Source organism: Streptomyces sp. NPDC003720 (genome assembly GCF_042875075.1).
In the GTDB taxonomy this organism is placed as follows: Bacteria; Actinomycetota; Actinomycetes; order Streptomycetales; family Streptomycetaceae; genus Streptomyces.
This window is the reverse complement of the sequence record NZ_JBIANZ010000007.1, coordinates 403438-420114: the sequence shown is the minus strand read 5'-3', so window position 1 is coordinate 420114 and position 16677 is coordinate 403438. Positions and strand designations below refer to the sequence as shown.

Sequence of the window (16677 nt, the reverse complement as noted above, 5' to 3'; positions counted from 1 at the left end):
CTCCTCGGGGTGAGAACCGGCCGATCGTATCGAGGCCGGTCCCGCCGCTCCGCCCGGCCGTCAGGCCAGCCGGCGCGCCCCCGCCGCGGGCACCGCCTCGAAGACCCGCGGGGCCGTGAAGCCGGCCCCGGCGAAGGCCTCCCGCACCGCCTTCGTCACCGTGTCCACGTCCGCCGCCTCCGCCAGGACGATCGCCGAGCCGCCGAAGCCGCCGCCGGTCATCCGGGCGCCCAGCGCGCCCGCGGCCAGCGCCGTGTCGACGACCAGGTCCAGCTCCGGGCAGGAGATGCGGAAGTCGTCGCGCAGGGAGGCGTGGCCCTCGGTGAGGACCGGGCCGATGGCGCGGGTCTCGCCGGAGTGCAGCAGGGCGACGGTCCGCTCGACCCGCTCGTCCTCGGTCACCACGTGCCGGACCAGGCGGACCACCTCCTCGTCGTCGCCGAGACGGGCGAGGGCCACGTCCAGGCCGGCGTAGGGGATGTCGCGCAGCGCGTCGACGCCGAGCAGGGCGGCGCCCTTCTCGCAGCCGGCCCGGCGCTTGCCGTACTCGCCGCCGCTGTGGGCGTGCTTGACCTGGGTGTCGACCACCAGCAGGCGCAGCCCCTCGGCGGCCAGGTCGAAGGGGATCTGCCGCTGGGACAGGTCACGGGTGTCGAGGAACAGGGCGTGGCCCTGCTCGCAGCAGGCCGAGGCCGTCTGGTCCATGATCCCGGTGGGCGCGCCGACATAGACGTTCTCGGCGCGCTGGCACAGGCGGGCCAGCTGCCGGCGCTGCAGGCCGAGGCCGTACAGGTCGTTCAGGGCCAGGGCGACGACGACCTCCAGGGCGGCGGAGGAGGACAGTCCGGCGCCGGTCGGGACCGTGGAGGCGAGGTGGATGTCGGCGCCCGTGACGGGGTGGCCGGCCTCGCGCAGGGCCCAGACGACGCCCGCCGGGTACGCCGTCCACTCCTTGTCGCTCTGCGGTGCGAGCGCGTCCAGCGTCAGCTGGACGGCCTCGCCGCCGATGTCCTGCGAGTGCAGGCGCAGCACGCCGTCGGTGCGGCGGGAGACCGCGGCCGTGGCCTGGTGCGGCAGGGCGAAGGGCATGACGAAGCCGTCGTTGTAGTCGGTGTGCTCGCCGATGAGGTTGACCCGGCCGGGCGCCGCCCACACCCCTTCCGGGGCGGCGCCGTACAGCTCGGTGAAACGCCCGGTGACCTGTTCTGCCCCCACTACCGCTCCTCGGAGATGTGCTGTGCGAACTCCCACGCGTCCGCGACGATCCCCGCGAGGTCCGCGCGGGACGGGTTCCAGCCCAGCTTCTCGCGGGCCGTGTCCGCCGAGGCCACCAGGACCGCCGGGTCGCCGCCGCGGCGCGGCGCGACGACCTCGGGGATCGGGTGCCCGGTGACCTTGCGGACGGTCTCGACGACCTCGCGGACGGAGAAGCCGCTGCCGTTGCCGAGGTTGCAGATCAGGTGCTCGCCCGGCCGGGCGGCGTCGAGGGCCAGCAGGTGGGCCTCGGCTAGGTCGGCGACGTGGATGTAGTCGCGGACGCAGGTGCCGTCCGGGGTCGGGTAGTCGTCGCCGTAGACGGAGATCGCGTCGCGGCGGCCCTGGGCGACCTGGAGGACCAGCGGGATCAGGTGCGACTCGGGGTCGTGGCGTTCGCCGCAGGCGCCGTAGGCGCCGGCCACGTTGAAGTAGCGCAGGGACACCGCGGCCAGGCCGTGGGCGTTCGCCTCGCTGGTGATCATGTGGTCGACGGCCAGCTTGGTGGCCCCGTAGGGGTTGGTCGGCCGCGTCGGGGCGGTCTCCACGATCGGGACCTGCTCCGGCTCGCCGTAGGTGGCCGCCGTGGAGGAGAAGACCAGCTTGCGCACGCCCGCCTCGCGCATGGCGCCGAACAGGGCCAGGCTGCCGGCGACGTTGTTCTCCCAGTACTTCTCCGGCTTCACCACCGACTCGCCGACCTGCGAGGAGGCGGCGAAGTGCAGGACGCCGTCGTAGGACGGGTCGAGCCACTTCGCGGCGTCCCGGATGTCGCCCTCGACGAACGCGGCGCCGGTGGGCACGCCCGCGCGGAAGCCGGTGGAGAGGTTGTCGAGGACGGTGACCTCGTGGCCGGCCTCCAGCAGGTGCTGGGCCACGACGCTGCCGACGTACCCCGCCCCACCCGTCACCAGGTACTTCATGAACTCGCTACCTCTCGCAGTCGCTCGGCCGCGGCTTCCGGCGGCACGTCGTTGATGAACACGTTCATGCCGGACTCGGAACCCGCGAGGAACTTCAGCTTGCCGGAAGTGCGGCGGATGGTGAAAAGCTCGAGGTGCAGCGCGAAGTCGTCCCGCGTCACGCCGTCGAACTCCTCCAGCGCGCCGAACGGGGCCTGGTGCCAGGCCGCGATGTACGGCGTCGGAGGCTCACCCTCGCCGAAGATACGGTCGAAGCGCCGCAAGAGTTCCAGATAGACCTGAGGGAACTCTGTGCGCGCCGCCTCGTCCAGGGCGAGCAGGTCGGGCACGCGCCGCTTGGGGTACAGGTGGACCTCGTACGGCCAGTGCGCCGCGTAGGGCACGAAGGCCGCCCAGTGTTCACCCTCAAGGACGACCCGCTCGCCGGCGAGTTCCCGGGCCAGGACGTCGTCGAACAGGTTCTGTCCGCCGGTGGCCTCCTTGTGGGCGGCGAGCGAGCGGAGCATCAGCGCGGTGCGCGGCGTGGTGAAGGGGTAGGCGTAGATCTGTCCGTGCGGGTGCTGCAGGGTCACGCCGATCTCGGCACCCCGGTTCTCGAAACAGAACACCTGCTCGACGGAGGGCAAGTGCGACAGCTCGGAGGTGCGGTCCGTCCAGGCGTCCAGCACCAGCCGCGCCTGGTCCTCGGTGAGGTCGGCGAAGGAGGCGTCGTGGTCGGAGGTGAAGCAGACCACCTCGCAGCGGCCGGAGTCGCCGGCGAGCGAGGGGAAGCGGTTCTCGAAGACGACCACGTCGTACGTGGAGTCGGGGATCTCGCTGAGCCGCTCGCCCCGGGTCGGGCACAGGGGGCACTGGTCGGCCGGCGGGTGGTAGGTGCGGCCCTGGCGGTGCGAGGCGACGGCGACCGCGTCGCCGAGCAGCGGGTCGCGGCGGATCTCGGAGGTGGTGACCGTGGCGTCCAGCGGGCGGCGGTCGGCGGCGTCCCGCACGGTGTCGTCCCGGAGGTCGTAGTAGATCAGCTCACGACCGTCGGCCAGCCGGGTCGAGGTCTTCTTCACGTCGGACTCCTAGTTCCGCGCCTGCTTGAGGCGTGTCCGCACTCCATCACTCAACACAATCAAACATAACAGATCACAACTCGACAGCACCTCGTACGATCACAATCAAACAAAGAACACCATCAGAAGTGTTCAATTGCTGAACACAGAGGCGTAGGTTCCGCTCTGGATCAGTTCGCGCGACGAAGCGAGTTCTCATGCAAACCCCCACATACGCCCCCACCTATCTGGCGGCGGAGCTACGGCTCCCCACCAACTGGCTGGACTACACGATCCTGGCGATCTACTTCATCGTCGTTCTCGGTATCGGCTTCGCGGCCCGCCGGTCCGTCAAGACCAGCCTCGACTTCTTCCTCTCCGGACGCTCGCTGCCCGCCTGGATCACCGGCCTCGCCTTCATCTCGGCGAACCTGGCGGCCACCGAGATCCTGGGCATGGCCGCCAACAGCGCCCAGTACGGCGCGTACACCGTGCACTGGTACTGGATCGGCGCCATCCCCGCCATGGTCTTCCTGGGCCTGGTGATGATGCCCTTCTACTACGGCAGCAAGGTCCGCTCGGTCCCCGAGTTCCTGCTGCTGCGCTTCGACCGGGCCGCGCACCTGCTCAGCTCGATCCTGTTCGCCTTCGCCGCCATCCTGATCGCGGGCGTCAACCTCTACGCCCTCGCGATCGTGGTGGAGGCCCTGCTGGGCTGGCCGCAGTGGGTCGCCATCGTGGTCGCCGGCGCCTTCGTGCTCGCGTACATCACGCTCGGCGGTCTGTCCTCGGCGATCTACAACGAGGTGCTCCAGTTCTTCGTGATCCTGGCCGCCCTCATCCCGATCACGGTCCTCGGCCTGAAGAAGGTCGGCGGCTGGGGCGGCCTGACCGACAAGCTCACCGCCACGCACGGGCAGAACTTCACCACCGCCTGGGGCGGCACCGGCATCGGCAGCGCCAACCCGCTGGGCGCCAACTGGCTGACCATCGTGCTCGGCCTCGGCTTCGTGCTCTCCTTCGGCTACTGGACCACCAACTTCGCCGAGGTGCAGCGCGCCCTGTCCGCCAAGAACCTCTCCGCGGGCCAGCGGACGCCGCTGATCGCCGCCTACCCGAAGATCTTCATCGTCTTCCTGGTGATGATCCCCGGCCTCGTCGCCGCCGCGATCGTGCCGAACTTCGGCACCTCGGGCTCCGGCTACCAGTACAACGACGCCATCCCCTACCTGATGCAGGAGCTGCTGCCCAACGGCGTGCTCGGCATCGCGGTCACCGGTCTGCTGGCCGCCTTCATGGCGGGCATGGCGGCCAACGTGTCGTCGTTCAACACGGTGTTCACCACCGACATCTGGGAGAAGTACGTGGTGCCGGGCCGGGAGGACGAGTACTACGTCCGCTTCGGCCGCTGGATCACCGTCATCGGCGTGTGCGCCTCCATCGGCACGGCGTTCCTGGCGTCCTCGTTCTCGAACATCATGTCCTACCTGCAGACGCTGTTCTCGTTCTTCAACGTGCCGATGTTCGTCGTCTTCATCGTCGGCATGTTCTGGAAGCGCGCGTCCGCCAAGTCCGGCTTCTGGGGGCTGCTCGCCGGCACCGTGACCGCGATGGTCAACTACTTCGTCTTCTACAAGAAGGGCATCATCTCCCTTCCCTCCGACCAGGGCGCGAACTTCGTCTCCGCGATCGCCGGCTTCGTCGCCGGTGCGGTCGTCATGTTCGCCGTGTCCCTGTTCACCAGGCCCAAGCCGGCGCAGGAGCTGCAGGGCCTGGTCTACGGCACCCGCTCCCCCGGCATGGCCGAGCCGCCCGCCCCGGGCGACGACGCCTGGTACCGCAAGCCGGCCCTGCTGGGCTGGGGCGCGGTCGTGCTCGCCGCCGCCTGCTACATCCCGTTCTCGTTCTGACGCGGGAGGACCGAGGAAATCATGACCGAACAGCCTGGACACCCCGACCACCCCGGCCGGCACCACCACTACACCGAGGACGACCTCTCGCGGGACGTCGCCGACCTCGAGACCAAGTCGGCGACCGCCGCCCGCATCTTCGACCTGCGCCGCATCATCGGCGGCCTGTTCGTCGTCTACGGCGTCATCGTGACGATCGTCGGCATCACCGACTCGCAGTCCGCCATCGACAAGGCCCAGGGCGTCAACATCAACCTGTGGACCGGGATCGGCATGCTGCTGCTGGGCATCTTCTTCCTGGCCTGGCTGAAGCTGCGGCCCACTCCGCCGCCGATCCCGCCGGAGGGGCTGCCGGAGGAGAAGGAGTCGGCCTAGCGGCCGTACTCGTCCGCGGCCGCGTGGGGGCCGGCCGTACCCACGCGGCCGGGCCGCACCGGCCCGGCCCGGCCCGGCAGCCTAGGCGGGGCCGGCGTCCAGGTACGGGGCCGCCCGGTCCAGCAGGCCGGTGCGGGCGGCCAGGGCCGCCGCCTCCAGGCGGGAGCCCACGCCCAGCTTCATCAGCACCCGCTGGACGTGCGTGCGCGCGGTGCTCGGCGCGATGCCCATCCCGGCCGCGATGACCCGGGTGTCCTCCCCGTCGGCGACCCGGACCAGCACCTCCACCTCGCGGGGCGTCAGCATCTCCAGCAGCCGCTGCCCCTCGTCGTCCGGCTGGGCCGCCGGGTTCAGCAGCTCGGCGAAGGCCCCCTGCAGGAGCTGCGGCGCCACCGCCGCCTCACCGGCCCGCGCCTTCATGATCGCCCGCTCGACGCCCTCGATGCGCTCGTCGTGGCGTACGTAGCCGGAGGCCCCCGCCGCGAACGCGGCCGCGATGCCCCGCGGCGACGGGACCGGGCCCAGCACCAGGACCGCCACCTGCGGCCGCTCCCGCTTGATCTTCGCCACCGGGTCGAAGGCCCCCGGCTCGGCCGGCGCCGCCGTGCCCAGCAGGCACACCTCGGGCGCCCGCGAGATCACCAGGTCCGCCGCGCCCGCGGCCGGCGCCGCCGCCGCGAGCACCCGGTGCCCGCGCAGCTTCAGTGCCGACGCCAGCGCCTCCGCGAGCAGGCGATGGTCGTCGACGACCATGAGCCGCACTGCCATAGAGCAACCCCCCAGCCCTCCCCCATGGATGCCCCACTACGGACGCCCACCGGTCCACCGTGACAGAGGGCCCCCCGGCACCCCGCCCTTCATGCCCCCGGAAGCTACACGCTTGTTCGACGTCGCGCTCCCCCTACGCAGCAGAAGTGCCCCGGATAGTGAAATCCGGGGCACTCCCTGGTAATCCCTCGCATTCGCCCCGGCGCCCGCGGGCGCGCCGGGGCGGACGGTCAGCCGCCCGCGCCGAACGCGATCAGCAGGTACTCCTTGCCGTACGTGGTCTTGTGCGCGTAGACGGCCGACATGTAGAGCCGGCCCTTCCCGTACAGGATCTCCGCGTACTCGGGCAGCATCGTGGTCTCGGCCCGCCGCACGCTCTCGGCGGCCGGGTTCTCCAGCAGCGTGGTCGCCTTGAAGGACGGGCCGCCGAGGGTGACGACCTGGCCGCCCTTGTTGTACGGCGGGTGCTTGTAGGCGATCAGGTTGCCGCCGTCCATGCGCAGCGGGGAGAGCGTGTAGCCGTCGCCGGCCTCGGCGCGCTGGCCCGTCTCCTTGCCGGTGGCCAGGTCGAAGCCGATGATCTCGTTGGTCTTGCTGTAGTCGCCGTCGCCGTCGTGCTCCTCGGTCGGCACGTACAGCCTGCCGTTGCCGGCGACGACCTCCCGGCAGTCCTCCACGCGGGTGATGCTGTCGCAGCGTCCGGCGTAGGTGTCGGAGGGCGCGGAGATCCGGGTGAGCAGCTTGCCGGTCTTGTTGTCGATGGAGAAGTAGTCCGAGATGCCGCTGCCGTCGTCGGCGCTGTCACCGACGTCGGCGGCCACCACCAGCGGGTCGGTGGAGACGATGCCGGCGTACTCGATGCCCTCGGTCATCTTGTAGTCGGAGATGACCTTCCCGGACGTCGGGTCGATGGTCTGGATGTGGAGCTGGCGCTCGCCGTAGCTGCCGCACTTGCGCACCGCGACCAGCTTGGGGCCGCCGCCGTAGCCGGCGTCCTCGCAGGTGTCCTCCGGCTTGGGCTGCCAGAGCACCTTGCCGGTGCCGATGTCGAACGCGGCGCCGCCGTTGCTGCTGCCGACCGCGACGGTGTGCTGGGAGACCGTGACGTTCTGCAGGTTGGCCGCGTAGTCGCCGTTCTTGACCGTCTTGGTCCAGAGCCTGGTGCCCTTGTCGAGGTCGATGGCGGCGACCTGGCTGCAGCCCTCGCTCGAGCCCTTCTTGGGCATCTTCGGCTGGAAGACGACCGCGGTCTTGTTGTCCTCGGTGACGTGCTTGCTGGCCGTGCACACCGGGCCGGGCAGCTTGACGGTCCACATCTTGGTGCCCGCGGCGGGGTTGTAGCCGACGATCTCCGCGACGCCGCTCTTGGCGTACACCGAGTCGGTCAGCCAGGAGCCCGAGGTGACGACGGTGTCCTTCGTCTGGGGCATGCCGACCTGGAAGAGCATCTTGGACGCGGGGTCCGACGGCACCTTCTCCTCGCTGCCCGTGGACGTGCCGCCGGTGGTGTCGTCCTTGCCCTCCGTGCCGCCCTTGCCGCCGCTGGAGCTGGCGGTCTCGTCCTTCTTGCCGTCGCCGCCGGAGGACTTGGCGTACCAGAAGCCGCCGCCGACGATCAGCGCGATGGCGACGACGGCCGCGACGATGATGACGAGGCCGGTGTTGTTCCGGCCGCCGCCGGGCTGCGCCGGCATCGGCACGGTGGGTCCGCCCGGGTAGCCGTACCCGGGCTGCTGGGCGTACGGGCCCATGGGCTGGGCCGGCTGCGCGTACGGGTTCGGCTGCGCGCCGGGGTAGCCGTAGCCGGGCTGCGGCTGGGGCGGCTGCGGGGCCTGGAGCGGGGGCGTCTGGGGGAAGCCGTAACCCGGCTGCGGGGGCTGCGGGTAGCCGTAGCCCGGCTGCGGCTGGGGCGGCTGCGGGGCCTGGGGCGCCGGGGGCTGCTGCGGGTAGCCGTAACCGGGCTGCGGGCCCTTCTGCAGGCTGGGCGGCGTCGCGGGCGCCGGCGGGGTGGCGGGGCCCTGCGGGGCGGCCGGGGTCTCCGGGGCGGCCGGGGGCGCCGGGGTCTGCGGGTCGGCGGGCGGCTGGTCCTGGGGCGGACCGAAACCACCCTGCTGCGGGGGCTGGTTGGGCGGCGGAGGGGGCGGCTGGGTCATGGCGGGGATACCTCGGTGAAGCTGTCTGGGCCTGGCGGCGAGGGGACGGTGGGAGAGAGGCCGGGACTCACTTGCCGAAGGCCATCATCAGCTTCTCCTTCGCGTCGTCGTTGCCGGACAGCCGGGTGGTGGAGATGTAGAAGCGCCCGTCGGTCCAGCTCACGGCGCCGCTGTAGAAGCCGTTCTCGATCTGGGCCGTGCCCGCCGGGTTCTGCAGCAGCTTCGTCGTCGTGTGCGACCCGCCGGCGGTGGGGATCGACACGATCTGGCCGCCCGTGTCGTACGACGGGTCCACGTAGGCGATGAGCTTGCCGTTCTCCACCGTCAGCGGGGACATCGACTCGTCCGCCGGCGACTTCACGCGCCACTTCTCCTTGCCGTCGGACAGGCCGATGGCGACGATCTCGTTGGCGCCGCTGGTGGCGCTGGTGGGCAGGTAGAGCGTGTCGGAGTCGACGGCCACGCCCTGGCAGCCCTGCAGGTCGCGTTCGAGGATGGCCCAGCCGCACTGCGGGGCGAACTTCTCGTTCACCTTGACCTCGGAGCGGAACTTGCCGTCCTTGGTGAAGGTGGAGATGTTCCAGGCCTTCTTGCTCTCGTTGGTCAGGTAGACCACGAGCGGGTTCAGCGAGTAGGTCCGGGCGACCCGCCAGCCCTTCTTGACCGGCTGCGTCCACCGGACCTTGCCGGTGGCCGGGTCGAGTTCCTGGATCTCCTCGTGCGCGTTGCTTCCGCCGGCGTTGCAGGAGGCCACCTGGACCAGGCGGTCCGTGCCGCCCGCGAACGCGGTCGGGAAGCAGGCGTCGCCGTACTTCTTCTTGTCGTACAGCTTCTTGCCGCTGTCGAGGTCGTACGCCGTGCCCGACTGCGAGCGGCCCACCATCAGCGTCCTGCCGCTGACGCTCAGCTCGACGCTGAGCGCGCTGTCGAACAGCGCGCCGTCGGCGACCTCGGTGCTCCAGCCCTTCTTGCCGGTGGCCAGGTCGACCTGCTGGAGCTGGTTGCACTTGGCGCGGTCGCTGACGCCGCTCATGTAGGCGACGACGATCTTGTCGTCGGCCGACTTCTGCGAGGTGACCGAGCAGATCTTCTGCGGGAAGGTGATCGGGTCCCAGGTGGGCCTGCCGTCACCGACGTCGTAGGCGAAGAGCTGCTTGTACGCCGCCTTCACCGCGGTCTTGTCGGTGATCCACATGCCGGGGGCGTCGGCGCCGGAACCGGGGGCGTCGGGCGCCGACTTGTACCAGAGCACCTTGGCCTCGCCGGGCTTGCGGCCCTCGTTGAGGTTGTCCGGGTCCGCGCCGCCGTCGCCGCTGCCGTCGCCGGGGTCGACCGGCGCGTCGGAGGCGGACTTCTTGCCGTCGTCGCTCTGCTGGGCGACCGGCTTCTTCTCGCCGTCGTCACCGCCGCTGGTGACGGCGTAGACGGTGCCGCCGACGACCAGCAGCGCGGCCGCGGCGGCGCCGATGATCAGGGCGGTCTTCTTCTTGTTCGCGGGCGGCTGCGGCCCGCCGCCGGGGGCGCCGGGGTACTGGGGCGGCTGCTGCGGGTAGCCGTAGCCGGGCTGCGGGGCGTACGGGCCGGGCTGCTGGGGCTGCCCGTAGGGGCCGGGGGCGCCGGGCGCGGGCGCGCCGTAGGGACCCGGCTGCGCGTAGGGGCCGGGCTGGGCGTACGGGCCGGGCTGCTGCGGGTAGCCGTAGCCGGGCTGCGGCTGAGGAGGCTGGGCCGGTGCCTGCGGCGGCTGGGCCGGCGGCGGGGGCGGCGACTGCGGGGCGCCGAATCCTCCGCCCTGCGGCGGCTGCTCCTGCGGTGCTCCGAATCCGCCCTGCGGCGGCTGGTCGGGCGGCTGGGTCATCAGCGCTCTTCCCCCTCGTTCACTGATTTTTAGCCACGCCCCGAGGTTCGCTCACGGACCCAGGTCGTACTCATACGGTTCTCAGACGGCTCTTTCTATCACCCGGCACCGACAGCGCAGGGGCCTGGATCCAGGCCTGTTCCCAAGGGAGAACCGGGCCGTGATGCCGCCGTTACGCGCCTTCACGCCCTCTTCACGCGGCGCACGCAACAGCGGCGCGCGCGGCGGTTTCACGCCGCGCGCGCCGAAGAGGTGCGCCCTGACTACGGGTTACGCGTCCTCCGCCAGTTCCAGCCAGCGCAGCTCCAGCTCCTCGCGTTCGCCCGCCAGGTCGCGCAACTGGGCGTCCAGTTCGGCGACCTTGGCGAAGTCGGTGGCGTGCTCGGCGATCCGCGCGTGCAGCTTGGACTCCTTCTCGGAGACCTTGTCCAACTGGCGCTCGATCTTCTGGAGTTCCTTCTTGGCGGCACGCTGGTCGGCGGCGCTCTTCTCCTGCGCGGCCGGCTTGGGGGCCGCGGCGGAGGCCTGGGCGGCGACCGCCTCCTCCATGCGCAGGCGCCGCTCCAGGTACTCGTCGATGCCGCGCGGCAGCATCCGCAGGGCGCCGTCGCCGAGCAGCGCGAACACCCGGTCCGTGGTGCGCTCGACGAAGAACCGGTCGTGGGAGATGACGATCATCGAGCCGGGCCAGCCGTCGAGGACGTCCTCGAGCTGGGTCAGGGTCTCGATGTCGAGGTCGTTGGTGGGCTCGTCGAGGAAGAGGACGTTGGGCTCGTCCATGAGCAGGCGCAGGAGCTGCAGGCGCCGCCGCTCACCGCCCGACAGGTCCCCGACCGGCGTCCACTGCTTCTCCTTGCCGAAGCCGAAGGTCTCGCAGAGCTGACCCGCGGTCATCTCGCGCCCCTTGCCCAGGTCGACGCGCTCGCGCACCCGCTGCACGGCCTCCAGGACCCGCCAGGTGGGGTCGAGTTCGTCGACCTCCTGGGAGAGGTAGGCGAGCTTGACGGTCCGGCCGACGGCGATGTGCCCGCCGGCCGGCTGGGTCTCGCCCTCGGTGCGCGCGGCCTCGGTCATGGCCCGCAGCAGCGAGGTCTTCCCCGCGCCGTTGACGCCGACCAGGCCGATGCGGTCGCCGGGGCCGAGCTGCCAGGTGACGTGCTTGAGCAGCACCTTGGGACCGGCCTGCACGGTGACGTCCTCGAGGTCGAAGACGGTCTTGCCCAGCCGCGAGGAGGCGAACTTCATCAGCTCGCTGCTGTCCCGGGGCGGCGGCACGTCCGCGATCAGCTCGTTGGCGGCCTCCACCCGGAACCGGGGCTTGGAGGTGCGGGCGGGCGCCCCGCGCCGCAGCCAGGCCAGCTCCTTGCGGACCAGGTTCTGCCGCTTGACCTCCTCGGTGGCGGCGATCCGCTCGCGCTCCGCCCGCGCGAACACGTAGTCGGAGTAGCCGCCCTCGTACTCGTACACGTCGCCGCGCTGCACGTCCCACATGCGGGTGCAGACCTGGTCGAGGAACCACCGGTCGTGGGTGACGCACACCAGCGCCGAGCGCCGCTCGCGCAGGTGCCCGGCGAGCCAGGCGATGCCCTCGACGTCGAGGTGGTTGGTGGGCTCGTCGAGGACGATGAGGTCCTGTTCCTCGATGAGCAGCTTGGCCAGCGCGATACGGCGCCGCTCACCGCCGGAGAGGGGTCCGATGACGGTGTCCAGGCCCTTGGGGAAGCCCGGCAGGTCGAGGCCGCCGAACAGCCCGGTCAGCACGTCCCGCACCTTGGCGTTGCCGGCCCACTCGTGGTCGGCCATGTCGCCGATGACCTCGTGGCGGACGGTGGCGTCCGGGTCGAGGGAGTCGTGCTGGGTGAGCACCCCGAGCCGCAGCCCGCCGGAGTGGGTCACCCGTCCGGAGTCGGCCTCCTCCACCTTGGCCAGCATCCGGATGAGGGTGGTCTTGCCGTCGCCGTTGCGCCCGACGACCCCGATCCGGTCCCCTTCGGACACACCGAGCGAGACGCCGTCCAGCAGGGCACGGGTGCCGTACACCTTGCTGACGTTCTCGACATTGACCAGGTTGACGGCCATTTCACTCCTGTGCGCGGGACTGTGTCGACACGCGGCCGCGCCGCCTGTCAGCCTTCTAGCCTACGGGGCGCCGGTTTGCTCAGAGCACCGTCGCTCCGGGTACCGGTCCCGCCGCCGTCCGCACCGTCCGGCACGTTCCCGACGCCCGCAGCGCCCCGGCGACCTTCTGGGCCGCCTCGGCGTCACGGGTGAGGAACGCCGTCGTCGGGCCCGAGCCGGAGACCAGCGCGGCGAGCGCGCCGGCGCCGCGTCCCGCCGCCAGGGTGTCGGCCAGCTCGGGGAAGAGGGACAGGGCGGCCGGCTGGAGGTCGTTGGTGAGGGCGGCGGCCAGCGCCTCGGCGTCGCCCTTGGCCAGCGCCTCCAGCAGCTCGGGCCTGGCCACCGGCTCCGGGATCTCCCGCCCCTCGGCGAGCCGGTCGAACTCGCGGAACACCGCCGGCGTGGACAGGCCCCGCCCGGCCATCGCGAACACCCAGTGGAAGGCGCCGCCGGTCTCCAGGGCCGTCAGCAGCTCACCGCGCCCGACGCCGAGTGCGGCGCCGCCGACCAGGCTGAACGGCACGTCGCTGCCCAGCTCGGCGCAGATGGCGAGCAGCTCGGCGCGTGAGGCGCCCGTGCCCCACAGCGTGTCGCAGGCGAGCAGCGCGCCCGCGCCGTCCGCGCTGCCGCCCGCCATGCCGCCGGCGACCGGGATGTCCTTGGCGATGTGGATGTGCACGGCCGGCTCGATGCCCCGGCGTGCGGCGAGCGCGATCGCCGCGCGCGCGGCGAGGTTGGTGCGGTCCAGCGGGACCTGGTCCGCGTCCGGGCCCTCGCAGGTGACGCGCAGCTCGTCGGCCGGGGTGACGGTGACCTCGTCGTACAGGCCGACCGCGAGGAAGACGTTGGCGAGGTCGTGGAATCCGTCGGGGCGGGCGGCGCCGACCCCGAGCTGGACGTTGACCTTCGCGGGGACGCGGACGGTGACGCTCACTTCCCGGCCTCCTCGTTCGGGGCCGCGGGGGCCGTTCCCCGCGCCGGCGCCGACTCGGCGATCCGCGCGAACTCCTCCACCGTCAGCGACTCGCCCCGCGCCTGCGGCGACACCCCGGCCGCGACCAGGGCGGCCTCGGCGGCCGCCGCGGAGCCCGCCCAGCCGGCGAGCGCGGCCCGCAGGGTCTTGCGGCGCTGCGCGAACGCCGCGTCGACGACCGCGAAGACCTCCTTCTTCGACGCCGTCGTGGCCGGCGGCTCGGTCCGCCGGACCAGCGACACCAGTCCGCTGTCCACGTTCGGGGCGGGCCAGAAGACGTTGCGTCCGATGGCCCCGGCCCGCTTGACCTCGGCGTACCAGTTGGCCTTCACGGAGGGCACGCCGTACACCTTGGAGCCGGGCGCGGCGGCCAGCCGGTCGGCGACCTCGGCCTGCACCATCACCAGCGTCCGCTCGATGCCGGGGAAGGTGTCGAGCATGTGCAGCAGCACGGGGACGGCCACGTTGTACGGCAGGTTCGCCACCAGCGCCGTCGGGGCGGGGCCGGGCAGCTCGGTGACGTGCATGGCGTCGGAGTGGACGAGCGCGAACCGGTCGGCGCGCTCCGGCATCCGGGCGGCGATGGTCGCGGGCAGGGCCGCGGCGAGCACGTCGTCGATCTCGACGGCGGTGACCCGGTCGGCGACCTCCAGCAGCGCGAGGGTGAGGGAGCCGAGCCCCGGGCCGACCTCGACGACCACGTCGTCGGGGCGGACCCCGGCGGTGCGGACGATACGGCGGACCGTGTTGGCGTCGATCACGAAGTTCTGGCCGCGCTGCTTGGTGGGACGGACACCGAGCGCGGCCGCGAGCTCGCGGATGTCGGCGGGGCCGAGGAGGGAGTCGGAGGTGGGGCTGGTCACGGGACAAGGGTACGGGGCTGCCGGGACGCCCTCGCCCGGCTCCCCGTCCTCACCGGTGGTGCAGCCGTGGGCCGCAGTGCGGCCAGGGGCTGGCGCCGCGGCGCACGTACAGCTTCTTCGCGCGGTTCGTCTGCTCCCGCACCGACGCGTCCTGCGGGCGCCCGCTGCCGCCGAGGCTGCGCCAGGTGCTCGTGTCGAACTGGTAGAGCCCGCCGTACGTGCCCGAGGGGTCGACCGCGTTGGGCCGGCCGCCGGACTCGCAGGCGGCGAGGGCGCGCCAGTTCAGGCCGTCGGCGCCGCGGCCGGAGGCGGGGCGGGCCTTGGTGCCGACCTTCACCACCTGGGTGCGGGGCTTGCGCACCACCTCGGAGGACTCACGGCGCGGCTTCTCGCGGACGCCGTTGACGGTGCGCAGGTAGTAGGTGACCTGCCGCAGGCCCGGCCGCCCGGGCCGTTCGACGACCTCGGTGCCCCGGAAGAGGGAGTGGTCCTTCACCCGCTTCACGTGGAACGGGATCCGCTCCTCGCGCACCTCGCGGAAGCCGTGCACCCGCAGCACGGTCACCGTCTGCCCGTCGCGCGGGAAGCTCTCCAGCGGGACCGAGGTGGTGTCCTGGCCGCGCAGGGCGATGCCCGCCTCCTCGATGGCCTCGCGGACGGTGGCCGCGTTGGTGCGGATGGTGCGGGCGCGGCCGTCCGCCATGACGGTGACGGCGCGCTCGGTGCGCACGTCCAGCGAGAGTCCGGCGCGTCCGATGGTCCGTGAGCGCGAGGACGACAGATACGCGCCCTCGGCCCGCACGCCCAGCTCGCGCAGCGCCCCGTCCACGGTGGGGGACGTCGTCCACACCTGGCGCTCCTGGCCGTCCAGCTTGAGCCGTACCGGGCGGCCGTAGCGCACCGCGACCTCGTCACCGCCGGCGAGCGCCGTGCCGGGGGCGGGGGCGACCATGTCGTGGCCGCCGACCCGCAGCCCCTCCTCGGCGAGCAGCCCGGAGACGTCGTCGGCGAAGGTGTGCAGGGTGCGGTGCCGGCCGTCGACGCTCAGCTGGACCGCCTTGTCCTCGGCGACGAAGGCGGTGGTGCCGCCGGCGAGGAACGCGACGACCAGCGCCTGCGGCAGCAGCCGGCGCACGGCGGAGTCCGGGCGCTCGCCGAAGCGCCTGCGGCGCCGCCGGTCGGCCCGCCGGCCGCCCCGCGCGGGCGCCTCGGGTTCCCGGTACGCCGCCCCGGCCACGTCACTCAACGTGACGGGCAGGGTGGGCGTCGGGGACGGCGGCCGCTCGGCGGCGACGTACGCCTCGGCCTCCTGGGCGGGCCGGTAACCGTCCTTGTGGACGCCGGACGGAAGCGTCTCCGCCGTGTGGACGGAGGCGTCATGGCCGGTAGGGCCGTACGTCTCGTGCTGGGGGTTGCTCACGCCGACACGCTCCAGAGGCCAGAGGGGTCCGGTTTCGGGCCCCCAGAACCTAACTGAGCGTTCGTCACTCTCCAAAGCGACGCGACTACGTACTGTTGCGCTTCCGAACGCACACGCGGTTGTCCGGGTGATCAGTAACCGAACGCGCGAGCGGTGTTCGCACCCAGGGCCGTGGCCAGCGCGTCCTCGTCGATGCCGCGCACGGCGGCCATCGCGCGCACCGTGACGGGGACGAGATACGGGGCGTTGGGCCGGCCCCGGTACGGCGCCGGGGTCAGGAAGGGGGCGTCGGTCTCCACGAGGACCAGTTCCAGCGGGGCGACGGCGAGGGCGTCGCGCAGGTTCTGGGCGTTCTTGAAGGTGACGTTGCCTGCGAAGGACATGAAGTAGCCCTCGCGGGCGCAGATCTCCGCCATCTCGGCGTCGCCGGAGTAGCAGTGGAAGACGGTGCGCTCGGGGGCGCCCTCCTCCCGCAGCACGCGCAGGACGTCGGCGTGGGCGTCGCGGTCGTGGATGACGAGGGCCTTGCCGTGCCGCTTGGCGATCTCGATGTGGGCGCGGAAGGACCGCTCCTGCGCCTCCTTGCCCTCCGGCCCGGTGCGGAAGTGGTCGAGCCCGGTCTCGCCGACGCCCTTGACCTGGGGCAGCGCGGCGAGCCGGTCGATCTCGGCGAGCGCCTCGTCCAGCGCGGCGTCGCCGCCGGGCTCGCGGGCGCCCTGCCGGGACCACCCGTCGGGATCGCCGTGCACGATGCGCGGGGCCTCGTTGGGGTGCAGGGCGACGGTGGCGTGGACGCTCTCGTGGGCCGCGGCGGTCTCCGCGGCCCACTGGGAGCCCTTGATGTCGCAGCCGACCTGGACGACCGTCGTCACCCCCACCGACGCGGCCTTGGCGAGGCCCTCGTCGACCGTGCCCGACTGCATGTCGAGGTGGGTGTGGGAGTCGGCCACGGGGACCCGCAGCGGCGGCGGGAGCGGCGGTGCCGCGTTCTTGTCGGCGTTCGAAGGCATGCCCCCGATCCTACGAAA

The 16677-nt window shown here is 72.2% G+C and carries 13 protein-coding genes; 2 read left to right on the top strand and 11 right to left on the bottom strand.

Going from position 1 to position 16677, the window contains the following annotated elements; all coding sequences use genetic code 11:
- Positions 1-60: 60 nt before the first annotated feature.
- The 3 genes from galK to galT are packed head-to-tail and all read right to left on the bottom strand — an operon-like array spanning position 61 to position 3235.
- Positions 61-1215, bottom strand: coding sequence for a galactokinase (gene galK, locus ACFYU0_RS21775; protein WP_389303502.1), 1155 nt, complete (start codon positions 1213-1215; stop codon positions 61-63).
- Positions 1215-2177 (bottom strand): UDP-glucose 4-epimerase GalE, encoded by a 963-nt coding sequence (gene galE / locus ACFYU0_RS21770; RefSeq protein ID WP_389303499.1) that lies wholly within the window; start codon positions 2175-2177, stop codon positions 1215-1217. The genes galK and galE overlap by 1 nt, the downstream gene beginning before the upstream one ends.
- Positions 2174-3235, bottom strand: coding sequence for a galactose-1-phosphate uridylyltransferase (gene galT, locus ACFYU0_RS21765; protein ID WP_389303496.1), 1062 nt, complete (start codon positions 3233-3235; stop codon positions 2174-2176). The genes galE and galT overlap by 4 nt, the downstream gene beginning before the upstream one ends.
- A 197-nt stretch (positions 3236-3432) precedes the next feature.
- Between galT and ACFYU0_RS21760 the strand changes: the two genes are divergently transcribed.
- Positions 3433-5124, top strand: coding sequence for a sodium:solute symporter family protein (locus tag ACFYU0_RS21760; protein ID WP_389303493.1), 1692 nt, complete (start codon positions 3433-3435; stop codon positions 5122-5124).
- Between the two features lie 21 nt (positions 5125-5145).
- Positions 5146-5499: a hypothetical protein gene (locus ACFYU0_RS21755; protein WP_351664840.1), complete on the top strand. Its 354-nt coding sequence runs from the start codon at positions 5146-5148 to the stop codon at positions 5497-5499.
- Positions 5500-5580: 81 nt separating this feature from the next.
- Here the strand turns inward: ACFYU0_RS21755 and ACFYU0_RS21750 are convergent, their stop codons facing one another.
- The 8 genes from ACFYU0_RS21750 to ACFYU0_RS21715 all read right to left on the bottom strand — a co-directional run bounded on the left by ACFYU0_RS21750 (position 5581) and on the right by ACFYU0_RS21715 (position 16659).
- Positions 5581-6267 carry a LuxR C-terminal-related transcriptional regulator gene (locus ACFYU0_RS21750; RefSeq protein WP_389303489.1) on the bottom strand — a complete coding sequence of 229 codons (687 nt, stop codon included), beginning with the start codon at positions 6265-6267 and terminating at the stop codon, positions 5581-5583.
- Between the two features lie 230 nt (positions 6268-6497).
- Complete coding sequence (locus tag ACFYU0_RS21745; protein ID WP_389303486.1) at positions 6498-8420, bottom strand: PQQ-binding-like beta-propeller repeat protein; 1923 nt, start codon at positions 8418-8420, stop codon at positions 6498-6500.
- A 67-nt stretch (positions 8421-8487) separates the two neighbouring features.
- Positions 8488-10275 carry a PQQ-binding-like beta-propeller repeat protein gene (locus ACFYU0_RS21740; RefSeq protein WP_351664843.1) on the bottom strand — a complete coding sequence of 596 codons (1788 nt, stop codon included), beginning with the start codon at positions 10273-10275 and terminating at the stop codon, positions 8488-8490.
- A 270-nt stretch (positions 10276-10545) separates the two neighbouring features.
- Positions 10546-12354 (bottom strand): ABC-F family ATP-binding cassette domain-containing protein, encoded by a 1809-nt coding sequence (locus ACFYU0_RS21735; RefSeq protein ID WP_351664845.1) that lies wholly within the window; start codon positions 12352-12354, stop codon positions 10546-10548.
- 79 nt (positions 12355-12433) lie between these two features.
- Entirely contained in the window at positions 12434-13327 is an 894-nt protein-coding gene (locus ACFYU0_RS21730) for a 4-(cytidine 5'-diphospho)-2-C-methyl-D-erythritol kinase (protein ID WP_389303482.1), read from the bottom strand.
- A complete protein-coding gene (gene rsmA, locus ACFYU0_RS21725) occupies positions 13324-14229 on the bottom strand; it encodes a 16S rRNA (adenine(1518)-N(6)/adenine(1519)-N(6))-dimethyltransferase RsmA (RefSeq protein ID WP_351664849.1) in 906 nt (301 codons plus the stop codon). The genes ACFYU0_RS21730 and rsmA overlap by 4 nt, the downstream gene beginning before the upstream one ends.
- 49 nt (positions 14230-14278) lie before the next feature.
- Positions 14279-15649, bottom strand: a complete 1371-nt coding sequence (locus tag ACFYU0_RS21720; RefSeq protein WP_389303479.1) for a ubiquitin-like domain-containing protein — start codon at positions 15647-15649, stop codon at positions 14279-14281.
- Positions 15650-15780: 131 nt separating this feature from the next.
- Entirely contained in the window at positions 15781-16659 is an 879-nt protein-coding gene (locus ACFYU0_RS21715) for a TatD family hydrolase (RefSeq protein WP_389303476.1), read from the bottom strand.
- Positions 16660-16677: the final 18 nt, after the last annotated feature.

What these genes read in the sequence shown, in the direction of transcription:
- galE (WP_389303499.1), bottom strand. Translation starts at nt 2,177, where the DNA reads ATGAAGTACCTGGTGACGGGTGGGGCGGGGTACGTCGGCAGCGTCGTG.
- ACFYU0_RS21760 (WP_389303493.1), top strand. Translation starts at nt 3,433, where the DNA reads ATGCAAACCCCCACATACGCCCCCACCTATCTGGCGGCGGAGCTACGG.
- ACFYU0_RS21755 (WP_351664840.1), top strand. Translation starts at nt 5,146, where the DNA reads ATGACCGAACAGCCTGGACACCCCGACCACCCCGGCCGGCACCACCAC.
- ACFYU0_RS21750 (WP_389303489.1), bottom strand. Translation starts at nt 6,267, where the DNA reads ATGGCAGTGCGGCTCATGGTCGTCGACGACCATCGCCTGCTCGCGGAG.
- ACFYU0_RS21745 (WP_389303486.1), bottom strand. Translation starts at nt 8,420, where the DNA reads ATGACCCAGCCGCCCCCTCCGCCGCCCAACCAGCCCCCGCAGCAGGGT.
- ACFYU0_RS21740 (WP_351664843.1), bottom strand. Translation starts at nt 10,275, where the DNA reads ATGACCCAGCCGCCCGACCAGCCGCCGCAGGGCGGATTCGGAGCACCG.
- ACFYU0_RS21735 (WP_351664845.1), bottom strand. Translation starts at nt 12,354, where the DNA reads ATGGCCGTCAACCTGGTCAATGTCGAGAACGTCAGCAAGGTGTACGGC.
- ACFYU0_RS21715 (WP_389303476.1), bottom strand. Translation starts at nt 16,659, where the DNA reads ATGCCTTCGAACGCCGACAAGAACGCGGCACCGCCGCTCCCGCCGCCG.